Here is a 21,538-nt window from a genome sequence, read left to right as displayed (position 1 = left end):
TACCGATGAAAATAAATTTTAAGAACCCATTCACCAAAACACTCGCTCAAGAGCATGTCTTTGAATTAGACCAACGTGTCATCAATGACAATGAGGCGATCCATGCGGCGATTGTATCGAGTCTTTCTGCTGCTTCTGAAGAAATTCTAATAGCGGCAGCATGGTTTACCGATGAAGATCTCTTTGATGTACTGGAAAAGAAAATCGCAGAAGGGGTGAAGATTGAGATTGTAATGTCCGAAAACCAGGAAAATTATAGGCTGCCGTTTGATCGCTTAACTAGTTCCGGAGCTGTAGTAATCCGTATCAAAAATGCAGGCTATGGCGTCATGAATCAGAAGTTTTGTGTAATTGATCGTTCCTTTGTGCTACACGGATCATATAACTGGAGCGTGAACGCGCGAAAAAACAACAATGAGAGTATTATTGCAACCAATCATCAACCGACAGTAGACAGTTTGGTGGCCAGTTTTTACAAGATTAAAACCAAAGTAGAAGAGCAAACTGATCAGTTGGGGGAGGAAAAAAGCGATTCCATCGATAAAACGGTCATAAAAGAGATAAGGCATAACAAATCCAATGAAGTTGAAGATGTAAGTTTCGCCAATGTCCTCGATTCGATGATCGCAGCAGAGGTGTCCAATTTCGACAGAAGTCTACTTAGACAGCAGGGATTTGATCGAGCTAAGGCCAATAACGGGGATCATCAAGTGATCTACAAAGTGTTAGACACCGTCTATTCCATATTCATTAATGATATAGATGTTATCGAAGATAAAAAGCGTCGTCTATTAGGCAAAGTTGAAGAGCAGAAATTGCATGCTATAGGAGCTTTAAAGCGGCAAACTGATTTATCCCTTAACCATACGCAAGCAGATATCGACCTGCGGAAGAAAAATTTAGAAGCGAGTATCGCTACCAATAATTCGACTATTGCAGTAAATGACGAAAACATCACGAATATCGAAGACAAGATAAAGCGCGAAGAAAGTATAATTGCGAAATATGAGGAAGATATCAAAAGTGAGAAACTTGCTTTTGTAAAACCAGCTCATCGACCATTCGAACTGATACCTCTTATAGCTTTTGGAATTTTGCTTCTCATCTATTTATTTATCTTTTATTCGTCAGCAGCTTATATTATGATATATAGTGCCTCTGATGCAGAAATGAATCAGCTGGAAGGTTATCTTCAGGTGCCAGAGGTATTCAATCCCGATGCACTTTCCGACGCATGGAATAAAGGAACAGTAGCCTTCTTTTTTGTGATCACCTTCGTGTTGGTTCCAATTGTTTTGGCTGTATTGCCTAAGATAGTAGGATTCAATTTTTGGGGACACACACTGACGTGGATCGGTATTATATTGGTCGATGCCGTTATTGCTTATCAGGTAGCTTCTGTCGTACATCAAGTCCATAAGCTACGTGGTGATACGACGTTACCGTGGGAATTCACAAATATCTTCAGCGATAGTAATTTTTATCTTGTTTTTATTTTGGGCGCCCTAGGGCTTGTTGTTTTCAAATTTGTTTACACCAGATTAATCGGGTACTATGAAGAGCGAAATCTGGATCATGCAGCTATGAAAAGCAAGGCGCTCATTAAAGAGCATGAAAGGGAAATTAAAAAGGGTGTTAGCAACATTCATGGTTTTAGAACAGAATCTAGTGCGATAGCGCAGCGGAACATTATTTTGCGTGCCGAGAATCAGTTGGCTTTGGCAGAAATCGAGCAAAGTCCCGCTATTTACAACCGTGAAAAAGAACGGGTATTGATGGTGCTTAATCAAAAATCCCAATATATTCAGCAAACTTCGGACCTGTACGTTAGCCATATCGAAAATGACAATCTTCCTATTTCATTAGATTCGTTGAAAGACCGTATTAATATTTTTCTTGAAGGATGGAACGACTTTTTGCATCAACAGTATTCTGTCGCAAAGGCTACGGAGATGTCCTTTATGGCATCCGATAGTGTCAATCAGTGGCAAGAACAAAAATTAACTACTCAAAAAATCGATCGCCGTGTCAAGTTTTAATATACTACCCATCTACATTCTACCGGCAGTTGCGCTAAGTGCTTGTTGGAGTTGCACCTCTGAAATAGAGGAGCCAAAAAACGTAGATGTCATTCATTATAATATAACTATCGCCCCAGATTTATCCAATCGCATTAACGGACAGTTGTATCCCAAACCTGTACGTGATGCCGATATAGTGGATGCGGTAGTCGATAGTTTCTATCCCGATATCGTCACATATAATCTTGCTCATCGTACTTCTAAGACGAGAAAAACGGGACAGCGTGATATTCTTCGGGTAGATTTTATCAACCAGAAATTGATAAGTCGATATGGTGTCAATGTGTTAGACATGCAGTTCGACCTCAAGCGGTTTGGAAGAAACCAGGAAGACCGCGTTAGATATCTCACGAATCAATCTAATCAAAACCTCGCGACTGATAGGGGGAAGTTTAAAAACGCATATAATGAGATGTCGGTTGCGTCCGAGCGAGCTCCAGCGGGGGCCGATATCTGGTCATATTTGAAAGATGGCATCAAGCATGGGTTAGTAGATAGAGCTGTTGATACTACAATACTAAAAAACAACTTGTTAAAACGAGATTACAGCTGCAATGTTCTGTTGCTTTTTACAGACGGATATATCGAAGCTGGGCTCCATGGAGAAGACCATTGTAAGGGGAACAAATGCTATTTTTTGAGTTCTAAGACTATCGAGAATTTTCGCAAAGCTTTCAAGGCGTCTGGATCGACAAGTATGCAAGCTTTTTTTGAAGAGAACGGGTATGGTATTATACCGGTAGAAAATCCTTTGTTGCGTGACCTGCACGTTCTCGTTCTGGAAATGTATGATCGTTCAAAGAACAAAAATGGAGGCGCCTCAGTACATCCGACAGATTGGGACATATTACAACTTTTTTGGTCAGATTGGCTCACACAGTCCGGTGTAAAGTCATTCAAACTTTTGCCAACGGCCAATTCTGAAACCGAAGCATTTTCAACTATTAAATCCTTTTTGGAGAGCAGATAATGCCCCAGTATAAATAACAGAAAGACAGAAAATGATCAAAAAAATACTATAAACTATTTACAGATTACAAATGGACTTTAAAGAAGAAATCCGGCAATTTGCCAAGCGTGTGGACAGATTATTGCCACAAATTAAGACAGAAGAAGCCACTAAGACTTCTCTGATTATGCCTTTCCTGAAAATCCTAGGATACGACGTATTCGACCCTTTCGAGGTACAACCAGAATTCATTGCAGACATTGGCATCAAGAAAGGGGAGAAGGTGGACTATGCTATTCTTCGTGAAGATAAACCCGTTATCCTTATCGAATGTAAACATTATGCCGACGGCTTAGACCCGCATAACTCACAATTGTTTCGATACTTTCATACAACTGATGCCAAATTCAGCCTCTTAACCAACGGCTTGGAATATCGTTTCTACACCGATCTGGTTACACCCAATAAAATGGATGAGAAACCATTCTTTGAATTTAAGATTACAGATATCAAAGACAATGAAATTGCAGAGCTTCGAAAGTTTCATAAAACCATCTTCGACCTCGATAGTATTTCTTCGGCTGCTAGCGACCTGAAATTTTTCAATGAGCTTCAAATACTGGTTACAGGCGAAATGCAAGCTCCGAGCGAGGAATTTGTCCGATATTTCGCCAGGCAGGTATATCCTAGCGTCGTAACCGCTAAAGTGCTGGAACAATTCACGCCTTTAGTTAAGCGTGTATTTACACAGATAGTCCATGATCAGATCAGCGAGCGTCTGAAAAGTGCACTCAAAAAGGAAACAGAAAACGAGCAGGAAAATAATGCAGCTCCAGCAGAACTCGAATCATTAGTTGTTACTACGCAAGATGAGATTGATGGTTATCTTATCGTGAAATCTATTCTGCGGAAAGAGATTGAGGTCGGCCGCGTCTTTATGAGAGACAACCAATCTTATTGCGGAATATTATTAGATGATAACAATCGCAAACCAATCTGTCGTTTCTATTTTAATTCCAATCGCCTGCGTATAGGACTTTTCGATAAAGAGAAAAAGGAAACGAAATATGATTTAAACGAACTCGACGATATATATCACTATTCAGAACATATTTTGGAAATGATAAACGTTTATAGCTAAGCTTTTTTTATGCTGGTTCTGCGCATGTGCGAGCGCATGCCTGTACGGAACAGATCGACTTCGCCAGGGAACAAAATTGATATGTTGGCTGCATAATTCTTTCTGACGGGGCTCAAAGCCGGCTACTACATTGCCTTACTGGTTTTGTTAGGGTACAAAGCAAGCAAATGGCAGAAAACAACTTTCCGTACATTGATTGATTCATGTTGGCAGGTGTCTGTTTGATTTTGACGATTGTCAAAGCTGATTGCTACATTGCTTGTTGAGTACTGACGGATGTCAAATCCATTAATTACATGGTCAATGACGCATTGAGCATACGCAAACTGGGAAAAGCTGTTACAGAGCAAAGCTTTTCTTTTTTACACAAAAGGTGATATCCTTCCCCAATATAGCTGTATTAAGACTGTACCTTCCTAAAAAAACTTGACAGCCTTATCGGTTAGTTATTGATAAAGTTTACTGTTATTCTATTGTTTACTAACACAAAGTTACACAATGATTCTTTTATACGGGATGTAGATATAATTTTTTGATCAACCCTGTTTACACAGACAAACAATATACATTTACGATAGGCTCGTATTCCATATGCCGTATTACTGGTTTTACTTACACCACTGGCACTGTTTGGAGGACTGTATACCGTTCCCCTGTTATCGCTGTTATCTGTTACATGTTTCATTTTACTTCTATATCTACTTGACTACGTTTCTTTTCCTGCTGCCCTTATCCTACAGGATCCGGCTAGTTACTGAAGTACTGTCCGTATGATCATCTTATTACTGAGCTGGGCAGACAGGGGGTCCTCTTATGTCCATGGTCTATTAGTTTTGGAGATTGACCGTATCTTTTTTTTCTCCTTTGGATCTCCAGTGCTTTTTAAGGATGCCCTTCTGCTCGTGGGCCCGCACCGGTGTAAGGTTATCACAGCTTGCATGTGGTCTTATACGGTTGTATCTGTCCACTGCATTTTCTACCGAACTGTGAGCCATGGCAAAAGATGGGAAAGTCCGGTCCAACAGGAATTCCGTCTTTAATATACCGTTGATCCGTTCGGCAATGGCATTTTCATAAGGGTCACCGTTCTCGGTCATGGATATGCGGATGCCAAATGACTCCAGTGTCTGTATATATTGCTGGCAGCAGTACTGTACACCGCGGTCACTGTGATGGATCAGTGTCCCCTGCATTTTGGAGGTGCTTGCCATCAATAAAGCATTTATAGGGCCATCACTGTGGAGTGTGGGGTGAAGGCAGTAGCCGATAATCCGGTGGGAATAGGCATCTGTAACAATACTCAGGTAGGCGAACCCATGCTTCAGGTGGAGATAGGTAATGTCGCTTACCCATAACTGCCCTGCACATGTCAGCACGCTCAGATCGCGGATCAGGTTGGGGTATTTTCGGTAAGGATGGTTGCTGTCGGTCGTATATACCTTTCTCCTACGGTAACGGATCAGGTACCCACGTTCCCCCAGCAGCCTGTACAGCTGGTCCCTGCCCATTTTTATACCATGCCCGTCAAACCGGTCTTTTAAGATGACCATCAGCTTGGGGACACCACAGCGGGGCAGGTCTTTGCGCACCTCTCTGACCATCTTGATGACCAGTGCATCTGCCATATGCTTCTCTTCGGCACGCTTTATCTGCTCATAATAGCCTTGCCGGCTATACCCAAACAGTGAACAGAGGTACCCTACACTGTAATGTGGGTACAACTGCCTGAGCAGGTTTACTGTTTGGGCCCAGACTTTTTTCGGATACTGATCCGCAGCTTCTGTTCGGCAACATCGACCAATGTTTCCAGTGCAGTATTCTTCACCTTGGCATCTTCCAGATGCTTCTCCAGCTCCTTTATCCGCTTATGGAGCGCCTCTAGTTCCCGCTGTTCTTTTTCGGTCATCGGGGGTAAAGTTAAAGGAATATCCGAAGAATATAACCTGCGCCAGCGCCGTATCAGTCTCCACCATGTAGCATCTCCTATATGAAATCGCGCACGTGCTTCCCCTTCGGTCATCCGGCCTGAGTCCAGCTCGCCGACCAGCCATCTACGGAATGCTATCTCTGGCTGGGTGGAACTCTCATCACTGAAGCGGTCCTTAAGTAAAATCTCTTTCTGTTTTCTTCCTGTTGATTTTGACATCTTTTTCCTCTTTTTACCGAAAAAGTGTCAAGCTATTTCAGGAATAGACAGACACATATGGTAATGTTTTTCGTAAGGACCAATGTCGCAAGGACAGCCAAGCGCATAAATGCGTGAGCATACCATACTCGGTGAACACATTAGGTGCCTTTCTGCGGCCACCACGGCCTTTATGGGTATCACGAAAGACGTAATCGTTTTTAATATTTTTCATGCTGTAAATTTTTACACCAAATTCCTAGACTGCATTTCTTTACGGATTTCCTGTTCAATAATTTTATCGCTTGCTGAATTTTTAATCACCAAATATCCGATAACTAAAGGAAAAAAAGTAAACAGCCCAAGTCCATTTTTCATTACTCCAAAAAAGAAAATCCCCACGGTGGCCCCAATGATGACGGCGTTTATTATCTTGGTATTCTTGATATTTTTCATTTTTTGGAATAACTGATCATCAGTAAATTCAGTCAAATTATCTGGTTTCATATAGTGAAATTTTCTTTAGTTGATTTTGGATATAATTCATAATTTCCTTTATATCTCTAAAAGTAGGAAATATTAGTGAAAATGTATCTTTATGCTATAGTTAGTGCCCCTCTATACTCTAGAGCTGTAGAGCAGCACTTTAAAACAAGAATTTTAAAACCCAGCCAGCCCTTTTGGCGCTGGTTTTTTTGTGAAGATTTTTTACACGAAGTATTTGTTTTTAACCCAACCTATTATTAATCGAACAGGATCGGCTCTTCATTAATTTAAGCCATACTGGACTTTGTCCTTTTCTTATGTAGTGGGTTTGCTCGATCGCATAGCTTTCTTTTTTGTCGTATTTGTATCCGCCAAAAAAGACTGATATTCCGCCGTTTCCATTCCATAAAGCGCAACCTTTCCTTCATTATTGCTATGAATGCCGAAACCATAAGTTTTTGCTAATGGAGAGGCGCGAAAGCAGGGCTGTCCTTTTGAGAAAAACTGTTCTCTTGCTTGCTTGTAGTCTGCCTTTATTAAATCGTTTCGATCGGCGTATACTTGAAAGAGAATGTCGTCTGATGTGAATTTGTAGGGGTTGTGAGCGAGTAGTTCGTACTGCATTGCTGCTACGGACTTTTTGTTTCTTGCGGGTGGCGGCGTGCCTTTGGTCGCTTTCGTATCCTCAGCGACTTCGATGAATGTATCGAGATAGTTGGTGGAGTGTGTTTTCATCGTTCGGTTCTTTTTTACGAATGTAAATTATTTTGACGGGAATCTCCTTGTGGATCGATTTTCCCTTTTAGATTGCGGAAGGTTATCTAGCGCTGTTGACACTGCGTCTACGGCACGCTGGTATAGATCTTCATTTCCTTTGTTGAGTAGATGGAGTACATCGCGACATTCATGAAGAAATAAAAGAGCGAAATCTGTATCGTGCTTTACAATCTCGATACAGTTATCTGTAATATCTGCATATTTAATGGTCTGTGCCTGTGGGGTGATTTTTTGAAATCTCTCGTTTTCTCTAGTCTTTCGCTGCCGTCGGTTTAAATGGAGGTAATCTGCTTTAATATAGATATCTGTTAACTCTATTACATAACGTAGGGTTTTTTGGGCGTCGTTTGCGGCCATCGTTTCTCGCAGGAAACGACTAAGCTCCTCTTCCGAAACGGCGGTGTCTTCCAGTACGTCGTGCAATAAAGCGACTGCCAGGATATTCACATCGCTCTCATAAGCTTCACAAAGTTCCATAACACGTATGGGGTGAACGATGTAGCGTTGTTCCGGCGGCGTCGGGGACAGATAGAATAGCAATAATTTATCTCCAAAGTATATCCTCTATAACTTTTTTCATACCGTTGCATTGATCTTCGTTAGTGAAATATACATATCCAAATTGCTTCTCCAGATTGATCATAAAGGAAGAAGTAAAACCTAAATTATTTCCGCCATGCCAGTAATTTTTAGTGCCACCAAGGTGTATAAAGGCCATGCCAAGTGTCCATGAGTCAACGCCAAAGTATTCCATAATCGGATTTCCCTGTTCAAGAGAGATTACAGGTAGAAACATTTCTTTGTATTCTAACGCATTGTTCATTAACCAAATCAGAAAGGTTGCATAGTTTAGGGTATTCGCATACAAGCCTCCGGCTGGATCAAAAATTAATCTATTCCTTTCATCCTCTACTTTCTGATTCTTCTGGTATCCCAGCGCTAAGTTTTTCTCAATTTCTTGAGTCGTTATGAAATGAAAATTTTTAAGATGCAACTCCCTAGCAACCTCCCTTTGAAAAATGTTATCCAAATTTTCAAGCGACGTATCGTAGAGCTTGGCAATGACCTTAGCAAGGTACATAAAAGCTTCGCCAGAATATGAGAACTGTGTTCCCGGTTTGCTTAATAAATGTATTTTTTCCGTCTCGCTCCAGTTGGGTAGTCCTGTCGTATGGTTTAAAACCATTCTTGCCGTGACTTTCTTATACCTATCGTCAACAATGTTATTAGCCGGTAAATATTCGAATAAAGGTTTGTCAATATCTATTTTTCCTGCCTTTGCCAGTTTAAGGACAAATAAAGCGAAAACAGGTTTGGACAGAGACGCCGCCTCAAAGAGGGTAGATTCGGTAACTTTTTTCTTCAGTTGTGTATTTGAGACACCAAACCCCTTGTTAAATACTATTTTTCCATCGTTGATGATTGCAAGGGACATCCCCTGGACCTGTAGCGAATCCATCGCGTGTTTGATTTGTTTGTCCAACGCTATGACGTCCAATTTTTTCCCATGGAATGTATTTATTTGACCAAAGCAAGATTGACTGGCTAAAAGAAATAATAAAATGTACCTGGTCATAAGGCTATAAAAATTGTGACAGTTAAAAAAAATAGAAAAATCGAGATTAAAGACCTGCCATTAGCAAAAGGGTAGAGGGTATTTGATTTTCGAGCATCCAAACAGAATTCGATGTAGCCTTCTAAATCCTTTCTAACTAAGCTCATCTATCGTCTGTTTTCATCTTCTAGCAAGTATTTATATGTCTTCGTTACAGTCTTACTAAAGTTCACACATAATATGGTGCGCTTCATTTCGTTACATCTTTGTCCCGTATTTCTAACTCCTCTTTTATTTCCTTGAGTTTTTTAAGATTAACAAACACGATTGGTAACAGGGCAAGAGGTACGACAATAAGTGATGTAAAACCTTTTGTTATCCACTTGTATACTGATAAAATGAACAAGGATGCTAGTAACCCTGCCAAAGCTGCTGTCGCAGTGCCCATTGTTTTTTGATTTTTTATGAGTTCTTCGGTACTCATTTCAGTTAGAGGAGTATTCTTCGTCATTTAAATTTGTTATGTAATTAATTAGTAATCTGTCTTTCTAAAAGTAGAGAAAAGGTGTTACAATGCAAGGTTTTCTTGATATAGCTGGTAATATCTCTCCCCAATAGGAGAAGATCACTGTATCAAATTTTCTATTTTTTACCGATATCTTTAAAGTAAAGATACCAAATGAGAGCGGAATTAAAAACTGAAGATGTCAAATTATATTGGTGGTAAAAGTAAGATAACGATTAACAGGCCAGGGATATGTATGTCGCGCTATTCTTCCGCATCCTTATTGTCATTATAATCCTTTTTTATTACTTTAGTTCTGTATGACACCAGGACAGAACTCGATATTGAGGTGGACTGGAATAGCATTCGTTTCCGTCCCAACTTTGGTTGTTGTACTAAGTGGTATCTACTCTTATTCCTCTTTGTTAGAGGGGATGTTTTACATGGATTTTTATAGGTACCCAACTTATTCTTTTATTTCAGATTCCTATGTAGACGCCGTATATATTACTGTTAACATTCTCTTTTGGGGTAGTCTTATACTATCGTGGTTTTTTATTTTCAAAGGAAAGCTACGTAAAAAATACAAAGGATTTTTTCTCCTATGCTCCATGATTCCTCTCGCTATGTTTATTACCAATCGCACGATAGAACCGCGCGGAAGAATGCTATCTGCTAGCGGAAATAAGACGATTCGGTTCATTGAGAAGATGAATGAACGTTCTATCATCCGCACCTATGTTAACGAAAAAGAATCAGAAGAATATAATCGGGCAGAACGACCGAGATGGATCCTAGTTAGAAAGGATACCATACCAGAGAACTGGTAGAAGTGCTGTTTACATTTCCTGCTTCTCCGCTATCAACCTTGTTGAGCTCTATTCATTTGAATAGCCAAATGAAAAAAAGTGCCCATCTGTAATTGTAAATTTATTTTAAAACAATTTTCATTGAAATTCGTTTTCGAATTATTTATTTAAATTAATAACTTCATACTAACACATCCCGTTTTCGATATCCTCAATGCATCTTGCTAGGAGCTTTTTGACTTCCGTTAGTTGGCGGATCTTGGCATCGACCTCGTTGATTTTACTATTTACGACCGCTATTTTCTTTTCTACCGATAGTTGCTCACTATGCCAGTTTTCCAACAGATCTTTTATTTCAGCTAATGTAAATCCAACCTCCTTGGCACCTTTGATGATTTCTATTTTCTCCACTACAAGTTCGTCATAATGTTTATAGTTGTTTGTTCTCACCTTTTCATCAGATACACCTTTGAACATTCCGTAATTCTCGTAATATCGCAACGTAGCTATCGATACGCCGGTTCTTTTTGATAATTCATTGATTAACATAGTTTTATGTTTTTGTGAATAAAAAATATAAAGTATAAACCATACTATATGGTTGTTAGTTGTAAATCTACAAAGTATATTTGCATAATCAAAGTGTAATGAGGCAAAAGTATGAGAAGGGAGAAGCTTTTTAAAATATTGAAAAATGTAATGATAGGGATACTCATTTTTATAGGTATATCGACTGTAGCTGTCCTTGCCTATATGCAACATCCTAAATTCGGGAAAGCACCAAGCGGAAAACGATTGGAACGGATAAAACAATCGCCCCAGTACAGAGACGGGAAATTTCAAAACACACACTATACGCCTATGGTCAGCGAGGGATATTCGATAACCAAAGTGACCTTTGATTTTATTTTCCGAAAATTTCCTCGGACCAAACCGATAGACGAAATCCCATCTTTAAAGACCGATTTGAAAAGCTTGCCGGTCAGCGAGAATGTATTGATCTGGTTCGGTCATTCGTCCTACTTCATCCAGCTCAATGGTACCCGGTTCCTGGTAGACCCTGTTTTCAGTGGAAATGCTTCGCCTATTCCAGGTTCAAATAAGTCGTTCATTGGAACAGATATTTATTCGGCTAACGATATGCCCGATATTGACTATCTCCTCATCACACACGATCATTACGACCACCTCGATTACGAAACTATTAAAAAATTAAAACCCAAAATAAAGCAGGTTATATGTGGTCTGGGAGTGGGCGAGCATTTTGAATATTGGAAGTTTGATCCTGCGCGATTAATCGAAAAAGATTGGAGCGAACGTATTTTGATCAGAGATGATCTTACAGTCCACACTGCGCCAGCACGGCATTTTTCCGGCAGAGGCATGAAGAGTAATAGTACGCTTTGGCTTTCTTACATTTTGCAGACACCAGATTTGAAATTGTATCTAGGTGGTGATAGTGGCTACGATACGCATTTTGCCGAGATTGGGAAACAGTTTGGTGGATTCGATCTAGCCCTTTTGGACAACGGTCAGTACAATCCAGCCTGGAGGGAGATCCATTTATTGCCAGATGAAGTATTGAAAGCCGCAAAGGACTTACAGACAAAGCGATTGTTGCCGATACATTCATCCAAATTCAAATTGGGCTACCACCCTTGGGACGAACCTTTGACAAGTGTTACTGCGTTAAATGAAGAAGCGCATAAAACGACATTGATCACACCCAGAATAGGCGACATCGTATACTTGAACGACACGGAGCAAACGTTTACCAAATGGTGGGAAAACCTCGATTGAAGTTATCATATGGAAAAGAATGTTAAAGATTTAGCACATTATTTTAACATTTGAGATTAGTTATAACTGCCGTAAGTATCCCAAATTAGTCTTCCATCAAAATCAATTTTATATTTCGTATTAGAAAAATCCGTAAGTAAAATTCCGTCATTTTCGATTTTAAATTCTTCCTTATAGTCTACCGAGACAAAAATATCTGCAGCACCAAACTCCCATTTTATTTTTCCCTTTTTATCAATCCTAACTATTTGAAATTCACCGTGAACAGCATAGTCATCTTGTAATTTAAATACCTGAAAACATGTGGCTGGGTCGGCCTGTGTCTTCCATTCTAACTTTAGACATGGCAGTGTAAGACAAAATATGGTGTCGCAACAGCAAAGTAGTAAATGCTCGTCGTCAAGTAGCGAAGAATTTTGATGAACACCTGTAGTGCCACCGGAGCCAATTATGATACAACTATCAATTACTTGGTCGTCTCGCCAAACCTTGATGCCGTGTTTTGAAGTCGGATATTCTTGTGCATCAATACCGAAATATTGTTTCTTGTAAGAGAAATAATTACCTGCCGGCCCGAATCTATAATCTTGCTCATCAAGTATTTCAATTGTCAGATCATTATATTGGTATCGTTTCAATTTATATTCAGTTTTGACAGATTTCCCATTGATAACAAAAATCTAAATAGCGGAGTATAGTCGAGGCCGCGATCTTTTTTGCCAAACATAGTACCCCTAATCTGTTCCGGAGTTTCACCTTCTTTATCCTTCGAATATTTAAAGTCGCCAAAGTTATGATGGACACCTCTCGCTCTAGTATTTACCTTCCGGTATGATTATTTTTTAGTGTTTCCAAACATTCCCTATTCCATTTAATACTATAATTTGCAGTGCTTTTCTAACAAGGACTTTCCAGAATCAAATCCGAGATTTCGAAGTATTCTGAAATCCTGGCAGGCAGACTCTTGATCGTTCAACATGAGATAACAGTAACCGCGATTTATCAAAGCTATTTCATTTCTAGGATTTTTGGCGATTATCCTGTCAAAGTACGTTATAGCGCCATAAATATCACCTTCCTCAATCCGCTTCGCAGCGTATCTAGTATATCGTTCATCTGTTAAAAACTTGTCCATAAAATTGAAATCTATTTCCAGGGTGACTTGAGCGTCAACAGGCTCTCCATGGTAATAAGCCGGGGTCCAATTCTTTGCCATTTTACTACAGGTTTTAATAAATTCCTTGTTAAATTTATCATCCATACCTTGCAAGATTTTTATATTATCGATGGAGCCAGATTTACGAACAACAAAAGTTGCCAAAAACAGCTCTCCATAATCTTGGGAAAAGCCTGATATATACTTGCTATAAGATGGCATCGCAGTCTGGAAAGCATGGCGTAGTCCATAGGGGTTAGAAAAAGTAGGATGGATCTTTCCACTGGTTTTGTAAACCGTGTCAGTTTTGGAAATACCTACCAAATCCTTTCCGTTCCATTCCGATGTATTTTGTAAATGTTCGTATCTAATTAATGTTATCAATAGCGAACTTGGATCTGTTGCTCCTAGAGTTCCCGGTTGGACGACAATTAAGCTATCCGAAGTAAGACGGATAATTCCTAATGTTATTTTGGTGTTAAAATTGGTAGAAATCTCTATTGTCCCGTTTCTATCCTCATAAGAATTGAAGTTTCCTGCATGGGTATAATCAGTAATTATGGCAGCCTTGTTTTTTGGTTTGAAACTGTATTTTAAGAATGCATATTTCAGCGGGTGCGATTCTTCTATTTCCATACCGTCTAAATAGGTCACACCTACTTTTATCCAATCGCCTACCAAGATTGCTTTTTCTTGTGCCTTTATTGGGAAAAATCCATATAATAATAAGAAGGTTGTTATTGCTAAATGGATATGGCTACTATTAGCTTTTAAAAATATGTTTCCTAAATAATTCATAACTGTCAATTATGTGAAGATGGTTTTTGTTGGTTGATAAGCATGTCCAAAGCGTTTTACAGTAGTTCATATCTTTTTTAAAGATTGAATAAATCGTTGCCAGATATTAGGTCGTTTAACGATAACTTCACCTATGTAAACGATATCCTCGTCTAATATCACTTTAAGCGGTCGAATCATCTCTTTCTTCAGCTTTATCCTTACTATATTGCTTTTATAGCCAATGTATTGAAATAATAGCGAAATTTCTTCTTTGTTTTCTTTTGAAAGTTTTAATGTAAAATTTCCGTTAGCATCTGTAGAGGCAAGATATTGCTTCTCCATGGAGATTGGGACGTCTACCAAAGGGTTATTCTGTTGATCTGTGACAACCCCCTTGATAGTTATAGAGTCAATCTGTATTACGTAATTAATGTCGAGAATTCTTTCGTTGTCCTTGAATGTTGCCTGTGTAGATTTGATACCTATTGCGGTTGAAAGAATTAAACTGGCAGCTACTCTTATATAACTTTTGCTCTTCCAAAACCCATTCGAAAAACGTGTATTGTGTTTAGGTGTCCTGTGTATTCTTCCACAGATCTTTTTGTTGGTATTTTGGATATATCTTATGATATCGTCTGTTTTCCAATCCGTAAAATCGACTACTTCCGTTTGACAGACAGAACAATGCCGTCCTCGTTCAGTAGGAGACATGTTATCCCATTTCTCAGTGCAGGGTTTTGGAGTTGTTATAGACATAAATTAGTCAGTCGCTTTAGTTATTTTACAGATAACTGTACTTTGTAGAATAAAACTACCAAAAATCTTTTATAATACAATATTTTTCATTCACTGCACGGGTACAGCAAACCCGCGTTTTGATTTTTCAGGCGTATAGTACCCGAAAATTTTGCATAAATTAATACTCGATTTGCCGCAAGACGGGAAATTATATATCTTTGAAACTAAGACCAACTTGCACATATAACTTGCTCTCTACGAAAGAAAAGAGCAGGATATGAGCTGGTAAAACTACATCAAGGAAACTTGGTGCCTACAAATGCCATGATTTTATTTTCGGAAGGGGATTTCCGCAGAACCTACTTTCCTTATGCCAAAATCGAATGTGCCCGATTTAAAGGGACGGATACCAGTGTGTTTATAGACCAAAAGACGATCGAAGGCAATCTCGCTGCGCAGGCGGAACAAGCGTACGATTTCATTTTACGACACATAAACAAATCGGCCGTGGTTGAGGGGGTGTATACCAATAGCCGCTGGCAGTACCCTGTGATAGCAGTTCGTGAGGCGATTCGGAATGCCGTTGTGCACCGCGATTATGCTCTTACCGGAAGGGATATTAAGGTGGCTATCTTCGATGATATGATTGAAATTACAAGCCCAGGAAAGTTATTACCATCAATTGACTTTGATGAGCTCGAAGCCCGGCAGTCTGACATCCGTAACAAGGTAATTGCGCCGGTTTTCAAGAAGGTTGGCCTGATCGACCAGTGGGGAAATGGTCTCAAACTAATTGCAGGGGAACTTAAGGACTATCCCGAAATCGAATTCAAATGGTTCGAGCGTGGTGGGTTACAATTTCAGGTGCAATTTATTGATAAGGAATATAAGACGCAGCAAATTGACGGTGCAATTGACGGTGTATCGAAAGCATTGAAACGAAAACTGACCGTACTCGTTAAAGCTATTTTGAATGACGAGGGAAAAAATATTGCAGATTATACCGCGGATACGAACCTTGGTAGTCACCGAACACTTGAACGTTATATGCAACAGCTTCGTAAAGGAGGACTTATCGAGTTTCGCGGTGAGGCAACACAAACTGGCGGTTATTACTTGACTGAGACACTAAAAGCTGAGCTCTCAAAAAAATGAGCATAGACTAATACTCCCACAAAATCCGTAAATTTAGCCATCAAGCCGTTTTCGAAGCACACCATGACAGATATCGAACAACTCTTGCGGCAGATCAGAAACTTTCGCGATTCCCGCGACTGGCAGCAGTTCCACAATTCCAAAGACCTCGCCCTTAGCATTGAGGCCAGCGAATAGGTCACTGTTGCAGTGCCGAATGCCATCACTGTTAACTTCGATAATCACCCTCGCCAATGGTATGAAGAAAATGCGACACAAAGAGGGAGACAGTTCCTAGAGGAATATGCTGTTTATCAATAAAGACTATATATGAGATATATCCTTTGAGCTAAAAAGGCAAAAGTGTAAGAAAAAAGAAGTAATATTGTCAGGTCATCAGTTGGACAGAAAGAACCCTCGATAGGGGGGATAGTATGTCCAGCAGAGGGGGGAATATCAACATTATATCCAGTAACTGTTATGTACGTACCAAAATCCAACAGATTGGAGGAAACTGCAGAAATCCTCGCATTTATTGATCGATTTAGTTTCGGTATATTGATTAGTAGAGACAGCAGTCGGATAATAGGCACCCATATCCCTATTCTTTCAAACAACGATCCTGATCAATTAAAGCTTCATACGCATATAGCAATTGCCAACAGCCAATGGAAAGAAATTGAAGGACAGGAAGTGCTTGTTATCTTCACCGAACCCCACGCTTACATTTCAACTGTCAACTATTTGAAAGAAGAAACAGTGCCGACGTGGAACTACGTGGCCGTCCATATCTATGGGAATGTGTCAATACTTCACGATGCTAATCAAATTTCGGAGGTCATGAATCGCACCATGATCAAGTATGAACGCGAGTATTATGAAAAGTGGTTGAAGCTATCCGATGATTTCAAAAGCAAAATGCTAAATGGTATTGTCACATTTGAGATAGATGTCACCGATATACAGGGCAAGGCCAAGCTAAGCCAAAACAAGACCCAAGAGGAAATAGACACTATCATTGGTAGTCTTAAAGAAAGTCAAGTTCCTGGCGATTCGTTATTAGCAGAGTATATGTCTCGCTATTCAAAGAAATAATAGCGATATCAGCAAATTCTTAGCACGATGAATGTTCCGACAAAAGTACATGGCTGATTTCACGTTTTACACACTACGTCAGTCATCCTGCTAATCCCTGAAACGTTCGAAAGCTGTTCCGTTGTATCTAAAGAGATAGGGGGATACCTGATAGTTTTCATTCTCAAAATCTTTCAAAGCAAGCGACTTAAGCTTATTAATCTCTTGTCTGTTCTTACTGCCAGTTACATACACCATATCACGTGTAGGTACCGCTATTACAATATCACCGTCAACGCTAAAATTTTCGCTATTCCACATAGATTTAGAAAGAATCAGACTCGCATCGTAAACACCTCCTGCCATAACACCGAATTTGCCGTCAAGATTTATAATCTCGACATCGGGCAATATTCTGCGAAGATTATTAAAAGCAAAATTTCGAAGCGTATCTAAACCAATATTCAGGCTGTCTAATATATGCTTCTGAAGATATCGAATATTAAGCTCTGTGTCTTCTGCATATACTATAATCAGATCATCATTGATTCGTAATAGATCAGCGAATCGAGGCTTGTATTGCCATGATCTAACGATTTAATGTCATCAAGATATTTAAAGGGCTTTATCACCGGTACTATTGAGCTTTTACTTATTAATTCCGTCTTGGTCAATGTACTTATCGACGAATTTAAGTAATCCGAAAATATTGAAGTGAGCGAGTCGGGTTGGAGTGTGTAGGCACGATAGGCGTTATCCAGATAGATTGCCATATCGTGTTTGCCTTCGCTTACTTTTATTTTTAGATCTTCTTGTATCTCATAATTAGCATCGGGTTCCCTTTGCATTAGTGAATCCTTATATCTCTGCGTAAACTCCTTCTTACTTAGTTGGTTTTGATCAGTTTGGCAGGATACTAGCCACAACGTGGATGTGACTATTAGACTAATAATTATTTGATTCATTGGTTTTTTTAAAATATAATATACCTCTAATATACTTTTTTATGATAGTTAATGCTGTGTTATTCTTTATAAATTGCGAGCCGTATTTGTCTGTAGCCATTACTGTTATTTCCAAACATAAACAGATAAGCATGAAGTCCATCGATTCTTTGAAATTTTAAATCGTCTCTGAAGGTGTCACCGATGATCGTATTCTGTTCTAGATTTTTTAAAACAGGTTGGCCAAATTCCTTTGTTAATTTGATAGCTAAGTCATCAAACTTAGATTGAAATTCATTGAACATCCGCGTATAGGTTTCATCTTCAAAAAAATCAACATCGTTTTTGTATGCTAAATCCCATTGGTATAGGATCACTTTTACCAAGCTGTCATTTACTCCATAAAAATATTGTGTTTCAAGTTTGAAACTTGACTTGTCTTTATTTTCATAAGTCCTGGGTGTCGCTAAAATATATCTGTTTTTATTCGGATAAATTCCTTCATCTATTCCTATCAGATGAACGGGTGTAATATCTTTAGAGTTCCTTTCTTTTTCTTCTTCAATTACGGTCTTGATGTCAAGTTCGCTCAATCTGTTAAACATTTTTTTTTGAAATGTAAATTTGTTTGTAGCGCATGATGCCATCGTCAACAATGTTAATGACATTATTAATTTATGAATTTTCATTGTTTAGTAGTCAGTTGATATTCTCCATCACATGTTATCCTTAACTGTTCTTTCATTTTTAATATCGAGCACGAATTAAGCTATTGTATAACCCATTGCACCGATTATAATAGCCAAGAAGAAACCTATTAATAGCACCCAACACGTCTATCGCAGTTACCGATAGTAAAGCGATGCCTACTATAAAGAATATGTCTAAAACCATGAATTGTGTTGAATATTATTAAGCGGAGAGCCTATTGGCTGCAATCTTATTTTCCAAATAGTTTTGATAAACCCCATTTTTTCTTTTCTGGTTTTTCGATTGCCCAAATTAGTTCAGATCCATGTCTTTTCACATTTTCTATATTCGGGCCGAACTTTCCCCATGCAAACCCCGTTTTGTTTAATTTTTTTCTTAAATCCGCAAACCTTCTAAAAGTTTAACTTGATATTCTTCTCCATCTTCAGAAACATATTTATTGTCTAGCAAGGAAGTCAGTTTTTCTTTTGGTGTCATGTTAATTTGGTAAAGTATCGTGATTATATCATTAGTCAGTAGCTTCTTGTATAATTAGCTTTACTTAATAAAAGTATAAAATCTTTTGTAATTGTCTAAAGAGTCTGTTTATTTTTTCTCATATCGTCACCCACCCAAACAACTCAAAGATGAATTTATACATCAGGGATTAACTAATCGTTAAGTCCGCATATGATGATAGCCGTTCAGAAAAAGTACAATGATGGAAAATAAAGAAAAATATTATAGCACATTAGTGGAAAATGACAAAATACGATGAAGATCCATGAGGACATATCGACTACGCTTCCAGCTACCATTACAATTAATTTATCAGGTCGTCCTTTTTTCGAACATTACTTAAATCGTATTCGCACACTGTTCACACTTTGTTCGCCCATTCAACGGGGATTTACCGAGTGTTTACCGAGAATTTACCGTACGCAACACGGTAAATCCTCGGTACTTTCCCGGTAAAATGCCGGTAGTCTTTCGAACAACTTGCGAATAAGTAGCGAACCTGGTATAAAGAAAGAGTAAATGAAACTCCCACAAAATTCATAAATTTAGCCATCAAGCCGTTTTTGAAGCACAGCATGACAGATATTGAACAACTCTTGCAGCAGATCAGGAACTTTCGCGATGCCCGCGACTGGCAGTAGTTCCACGTTGACGGTCTGATAGGTCGTTTAAACGGTAGTAAACAATTATGAAAAAAAATATTTATAGCCCCCACCTTCTTGAAAGCATGTTGGAAGGCTAACTAGATCACCATCTACAGGAGAGTAAATTCCTTAATACCCGCCAGATTTGCCACAAGCTAGAAAATTATTTATCTTTGAAACAAGACCAACTTATATATAACTTGCTCCATACGAATTAACAATGGCAGAATCTCAAAATATAGAATACAAACAGAGCTGGAGAGACGAATATCTGAAATGGATATGCGGGTTTGCAAATGCGAATGGAGGTACTATTTTCATCGGTAAGGACGATGCAGGTAAGACGGTTGGACTAGCTGCCGCTAAAAAGCTGTTGGAGGATATTCCGAATAAGGTACGCGATGTATTGGGTATTTTGGTTGACGTCAATATGTACGAGACTGTTGAGGGGGATTACTTAGAAATTATCGTAGAGCCTTATCCTAACGCTGTTAATTATAAAGGGCAATATCACTACAGAAGTGGTAGCACGAAACAAGAGCTGAAGAGCGTAGCGCTGGATAAATTTCTACTACAGAAGAAAGGTGTCCGTTGGGATGGTGCGGCTGTTCCCCGCGTATCAGTTAATGATCTGAAGAAGGAAACATTTGTTTTTTTTCGTAACCGTGGCTTCAAAAATAAACGCTTGTCTGAAGATAATTTAACAGATAGTGACGAGCATCTGCTTGAAAACTTGAAGCTGGTTGAGAATGGTTATTTAAAACGAGCTGCTGTTTTGTTGTTTCATCCAGATCCGGAAAAGTATGTAACGGGGGCTTATGTGAAGATTGGGTATTTTGAGCGTGAAGCAGATCTTATATTTCAGGATGAAGTTCATGGAAATTTGTTTGAACAGGTTGAAGGGACTATCGATCTATTGTTTACCAAATATATTAAGGCGATGATCAGTTACGATGGGATCCATCGTAATGAAACATATGAATACCCCAAGGAGGCTGTTCGGGAGGCATTGTTAAATGCCATCGCACATAAAGATTATTCGGGATCAACTCCCATCCAGATTCGGGTATATCCTGATAAGCTTATGATTTGGAATGAGGGGCATCTCCCGGAAAACTGGACGGTGCGTAATTTATTAAAGAGCCATTCATCCAGGCCGTATAATCCAGATATAGCCAACTCTTTTTTCCGTAGTGGTTATGTGGAGTCTTGGGGACGTGGTATCAGCAAAATGACGGAATTGTGTGTAGCCGCTGGTCTTCCCGAGCCAAGTTATCTTGTGGAGGGATCGGATTTTTGGGTTATATTCAAGAAGGATATTTATAATACGGAGTATCTTGATTCTCTTGGATTGAACGGCCGGCAAGTGAAAGCGGTGTTGTTTGCTAAAGAGAAAGGAAAAATCACGAATAGTGACTATCAGACGTTGAATAGTATATCCAAAAGAACAGCGACGACTGAATTAACAGAGTTATCTAGTAAATTCAAAATTCTAATCAAAACTGGTACTTCTGGTTCAAGTATTTCCTATAAGGTAGTGGGGCAATAGTGGGGCAAAAAGTACAATAGTGGGGCAAAAGTTGGGCAATATGGCGGTAAGCTATTGAACGTTCGTGGGAACCAAAATTTCA

General features: G+C 39.1%; 23 protein-coding genes. 8 read left to right on the top strand and 15 right to left on the bottom strand.

Features of this window, described 5'->3' with window-relative positions:
* Positions 1-5 precede the first annotated feature (5 nt).
* The 3 genes from C5749_RS06185 to C5749_RS06175 all read left to right on the top strand — a co-directional run bounded on the left by C5749_RS06185 (position 6) and on the right by C5749_RS06175 (position 4,171).
* The gene (locus tag C5749_RS06185; RefSeq protein ID WP_105723993.1) at positions 6-2,039 is read left to right on the top strand and encodes a phospholipase D-like domain-containing protein; all 2,034 of its coding nucleotides are present in this window, start codon (positions 6-8) and stop codon (positions 2,037-2,039) included.
* Positions 2,026-3,051, top strand: coding sequence for a hypothetical protein (locus C5749_RS06180; protein ID WP_146113703.1), 1,026 nt, complete (start codon positions 2,026-2,028; stop codon positions 3,049-3,051). The genes C5749_RS06185 and C5749_RS06180 overlap by 14 nt, the downstream gene beginning before the upstream one ends.
* A 70-nt stretch (positions 3,052-3,121) precedes the next feature.
* A complete protein-coding gene (locus tag C5749_RS06175) occupies positions 3,122-4,171 on the top strand; it encodes a type I restriction endonuclease (protein WP_105723989.1) in 1,050 nt (349 codons plus the stop codon).
* Positions 4,172-4,998: 827 nt separating this feature from the next.
* Here C5749_RS06175 and C5749_RS06170 read toward each other — a convergent pair.
* The 8 genes from C5749_RS06170 to C5749_RS06140 form a co-directional block, all read right to left on the bottom strand.
* Positions 4,999-5,892: an IS3 family transposase gene (locus C5749_RS06170; RefSeq protein WP_181151296.1), complete on the bottom strand. Its 894-nt coding sequence runs from the start codon at positions 5,890-5,892 to the stop codon at positions 4,999-5,001.
* A gap of 14 nt (positions 5,893-5,906) precedes the next feature.
* A complete protein-coding gene (locus C5749_RS06165) occupies positions 5,907-6,317 on the bottom strand; it encodes a hypothetical protein (RefSeq protein ID WP_105723985.1) in 411 nt (136 codons plus the stop codon).
* 37 nt (positions 6,318-6,354) lie between these two features.
* Entirely contained in the window at positions 6,355-6,531 is a 177-nt protein-coding gene (locus C5749_RS19605; RefSeq protein ID WP_181151295.1) for a hypothetical protein, read from the bottom strand.
* Between the two features lie 11 nt (positions 6,532-6,542).
* Positions 6,543-6,803, bottom strand: coding sequence for a hypothetical protein (locus C5749_RS06160; RefSeq protein ID WP_105723983.1), 261 nt, complete (start codon positions 6,801-6,803; stop codon positions 6,543-6,545).
* A gap of 294 nt (positions 6,804-7,097) precedes the next feature.
* Entirely contained in the window at positions 7,098-7,517 is a 420-nt protein-coding gene (locus C5749_RS06155) for a DUF6157 family protein (RefSeq protein ID WP_105723981.1), read from the bottom strand.
* Positions 7,518-7,544: 27 nt separating this feature from the next.
* Complete coding sequence (locus C5749_RS06150; protein WP_146113702.1) at positions 7,545-8,099, bottom strand: HD domain-containing protein; 555 nt, start codon at positions 8,097-8,099, stop codon at positions 7,545-7,547.
* Positions 8,100-8,103: 4 nt separating this feature from the next.
* Positions 8,104-9,135: a serine hydrolase domain-containing protein gene (locus C5749_RS06145; protein WP_105723977.1), complete on the bottom strand. Its 1,032-nt coding sequence runs from the start codon at positions 9,133-9,135 to the stop codon at positions 8,104-8,106.
* 229 nt (positions 9,136-9,364) lie between these two features.
* Positions 9,365-9,625 carry a redox-active disulfide protein 2 gene (locus tag C5749_RS06140; RefSeq protein WP_105723975.1) on the bottom strand — a complete coding sequence of 87 codons (261 nt, stop codon included), beginning with the start codon at positions 9,623-9,625 and terminating at the stop codon, positions 9,365-9,367.
* Between the two features lie 314 nt (positions 9,626-9,939).
* Here C5749_RS06140 and C5749_RS06135 point away from each other — a divergent pair, with 314 nt between their 5' ends.
* A complete protein-coding gene (locus C5749_RS06135; RefSeq protein WP_146113701.1) occupies positions 9,940-10,449 on the top strand; it encodes a hypothetical protein in 510 nt (169 codons plus the stop codon).
* 165 nt (positions 10,450-10,614) lie between these two features.
* Here C5749_RS06135 and C5749_RS06130 read toward each other — a convergent pair whose 3' ends face one another.
* Positions 10,615-10,977 carry a MerR family transcriptional regulator gene (locus C5749_RS06130; protein ID WP_105723972.1) on the bottom strand — a complete coding sequence of 121 codons (363 nt, stop codon included), beginning with the start codon at positions 10,975-10,977 and terminating at the stop codon, positions 10,615-10,617.
* A gap of 111 nt (positions 10,978-11,088) precedes the next feature.
* On the opposite strand from C5749_RS06130, the gene C5749_RS06125 reads away from it, so the two are divergent.
* Complete coding sequence (locus C5749_RS06125) at positions 11,089-12,228, top strand: MBL fold metallo-hydrolase (RefSeq protein WP_245893638.1); 1,140 nt, start codon at positions 11,089-11,091, stop codon at positions 12,226-12,228.
* A 56-nt stretch (positions 12,229-12,284) separates the two neighbouring features.
* On the opposite strand, the gene C5749_RS06120 is transcribed toward C5749_RS06125, so the two are convergent.
* The 3 genes from C5749_RS06120 to C5749_RS06105 form a co-directional block, all read right to left on the bottom strand.
* Positions 12,285-12,866, bottom strand: coding sequence for a hypothetical protein (locus C5749_RS06120; RefSeq protein WP_105723970.1), 582 nt, complete (start codon positions 12,864-12,866; stop codon positions 12,285-12,287).
* A gap of 239 nt (positions 12,867-13,105) precedes the next feature.
* Positions 13,106-14,182 carry an energy transducer TonB gene (locus tag C5749_RS06110; protein WP_105723968.1) on the bottom strand — a complete coding sequence of 359 codons (1,077 nt, stop codon included), beginning with the start codon at positions 14,180-14,182 and terminating at the stop codon, positions 13,106-13,108.
* Between the two features lie 66 nt (positions 14,183-14,248).
* Positions 14,249-14,920 (bottom strand): carboxypeptidase-like regulatory domain-containing protein, encoded by a 672-nt coding sequence (locus C5749_RS06105; RefSeq protein ID WP_105723967.1) that lies wholly within the window; start codon positions 14,918-14,920, stop codon positions 14,249-14,251.
* Between the two features lie 306 nt (positions 14,921-15,226).
* On the opposite strand from C5749_RS06105, the gene C5749_RS06100 reads away from it, so the two are divergent.
* Both C5749_RS06100 and C5749_RS06090 read left to right on the top strand, forming a co-directional pair.
* Positions 15,227-16,057 (top strand): ATP-binding protein, encoded by an 831-nt coding sequence (locus C5749_RS06100; RefSeq protein WP_105723965.1) that lies wholly within the window; start codon positions 15,227-15,229, stop codon positions 16,055-16,057.
* Positions 16,058-16,516: 459 nt separating this feature from the next.
* Positions 16,517-17,131 (top strand): FMN-binding negative transcriptional regulator, encoded by a 615-nt coding sequence (locus C5749_RS06090; RefSeq protein WP_105723961.1) that lies wholly within the window; start codon positions 16,517-16,519, stop codon positions 17,129-17,131.
* Between the two features lie 90 nt (positions 17,132-17,221).
* Here C5749_RS06090 and C5749_RS06085 read toward each other — a convergent pair whose 3' ends face one another.
* From C5749_RS06085 to C5749_RS06075, 3 genes are read right to left on the bottom strand one after another with little or no spacing between them, the layout of a single operon-like run.
* Entirely contained in the window at positions 17,222-17,641 is a 420-nt protein-coding gene (locus C5749_RS06085) for a DUF1444 family protein (RefSeq protein ID WP_281258056.1), read from the bottom strand.
* Positions 17,642-17,643: 2 nt separating this feature from the next.
* Positions 17,644-18,075: a hypothetical protein gene (locus tag C5749_RS06080; protein WP_105723957.1), complete on the bottom strand. Its 432-nt coding sequence runs from the start codon at positions 18,073-18,075 to the stop codon at positions 17,644-17,646.
* A 59-nt stretch (positions 18,076-18,134) separates the two neighbouring features.
* Entirely contained in the window at positions 18,135-18,659 is a 525-nt protein-coding gene (locus C5749_RS06075) for a hypothetical protein (RefSeq protein WP_146113699.1), read from the bottom strand.
* A 1,468-nt stretch (positions 18,660-20,127) separates the two neighbouring features.
* Here C5749_RS06075 and C5749_RS06065 point away from each other — a divergent pair.
* Positions 20,128-21,456, top strand: a complete 1,329-nt coding sequence (locus C5749_RS06065; RefSeq protein WP_105723952.1) for an ATP-binding protein — start codon at positions 20,128-20,130, stop codon at positions 21,454-21,456.
* The last annotated feature ends 82 nt before the right edge of the window (positions 21,457-21,538 follow it).

Source organism: Sphingobacterium gobiense, from assembly GCF_002980575.1.
Classification (GTDB): Bacteria; Bacteroidota; Bacteroidia; order Sphingobacteriales; family Sphingobacteriaceae; genus Sphingobacterium; species Sphingobacterium gobiense.
The sequence above is the reverse complement of the archived record's forward strand: the minus strand, read 5'-3'. Positions and strand labels throughout refer to the sequence as shown.

Coding starts and splice junctions, on each gene's coding strand:
- C5749_RS06100 (WP_105723965.1), top strand. CDS start 15,227: ATGATTTTATTTTCGGAAGGGGATTTCCGCAGAACCTACTTTCCTTAT.
- C5749_RS06160 (WP_105723983.1), bottom strand. CDS start 6,803: ATGAAACCAGATAATTTGACTGAATTTACTGATGATCAGTTATTCCAA.
- C5749_RS06145 (WP_105723977.1), bottom strand. CDS start 9,135: ATGACCAGGTACATTTTATTATTTCTTTTAGCCAGTCAATCTTGCTTT.
- C5749_RS06065 (WP_105723952.1), top strand. CDS start 20,128: ATGGCAGAATCTCAAAATATAGAATACAAACAGAGCTGGAGAGACGAA.
- C5749_RS06165 (WP_105723985.1), bottom strand. CDS start 6,317: ATGTCAAAATCAACAGGAAGAAAACAGAAAGAGATTTTACTTAAGGAC.
- C5749_RS06175 (WP_105723989.1), top strand. CDS start 3,122: ATGGACTTTAAAGAAGAAATCCGGCAATTTGCCAAGCGTGTGGACAGA.
- C5749_RS06125 (WP_245893638.1), top strand. CDS start 11,089: ATGAGAAGGGAGAAGCTTTTTAAAATATTGAAAAATGTAATGATAGGG.
- C5749_RS19605 (WP_181151295.1), bottom strand. CDS start 6,531: ATGAAAAATATTAAAAACGATTACGTCTTTCGTGATACCCATAAAGGC.
- C5749_RS06140 (WP_105723975.1), bottom strand. CDS start 9,625: ATGACGAAGAATACTCCTCTAACTGAAATGAGTACCGAAGAACTCATA.
- C5749_RS06105 (WP_105723967.1), bottom strand. CDS start 14,920: ATGTCTATAACAACTCCAAAACCCTGCACTGAGAAATGGGATAACATG.
- C5749_RS06130 (WP_105723972.1), bottom strand. CDS start 10,977: ATGTTAATCAATGAATTATCAAAAAGAACCGGCGTATCGATAGCTACG.
- C5749_RS06110 (WP_105723968.1), bottom strand. CDS start 14,182: ATGAATTATTTAGGAAACATATTTTTAAAAGCTAATAGTAGCCATATC.
- C5749_RS06090 (WP_105723961.1), top strand. CDS start 16,517: ATGTACGTACCAAAATCCAACAGATTGGAGGAAACTGCAGAAATCCTC.
- C5749_RS06135 (WP_146113701.1), top strand. CDS start 9,940: ATGACACCAGGACAGAACTCGATATTGAGGTGGACTGGAATAGCATTC.
- C5749_RS06075 (WP_146113699.1), bottom strand. CDS start 18,659: ATGTTTAACAGATTGAGCGAACTTGACATCAAGACCGTAATTGAAGAA.
- C5749_RS06155 (WP_105723981.1), bottom strand. CDS start 7,517: ATGAAAACACACTCCACCAACTATCTCGATACATTCATCGAAGTCGCT.
- C5749_RS06080 (WP_105723957.1), bottom strand. CDS start 18,075: ATGAATCAAATAATTATTAGTCTAATAGTCACATCCACGTTGTGGCTA.
- C5749_RS06185 (WP_105723993.1), top strand. CDS start 6: ATGAAAATAAATTTTAAGAACCCATTCACCAAAACACTCGCTCAAGAG.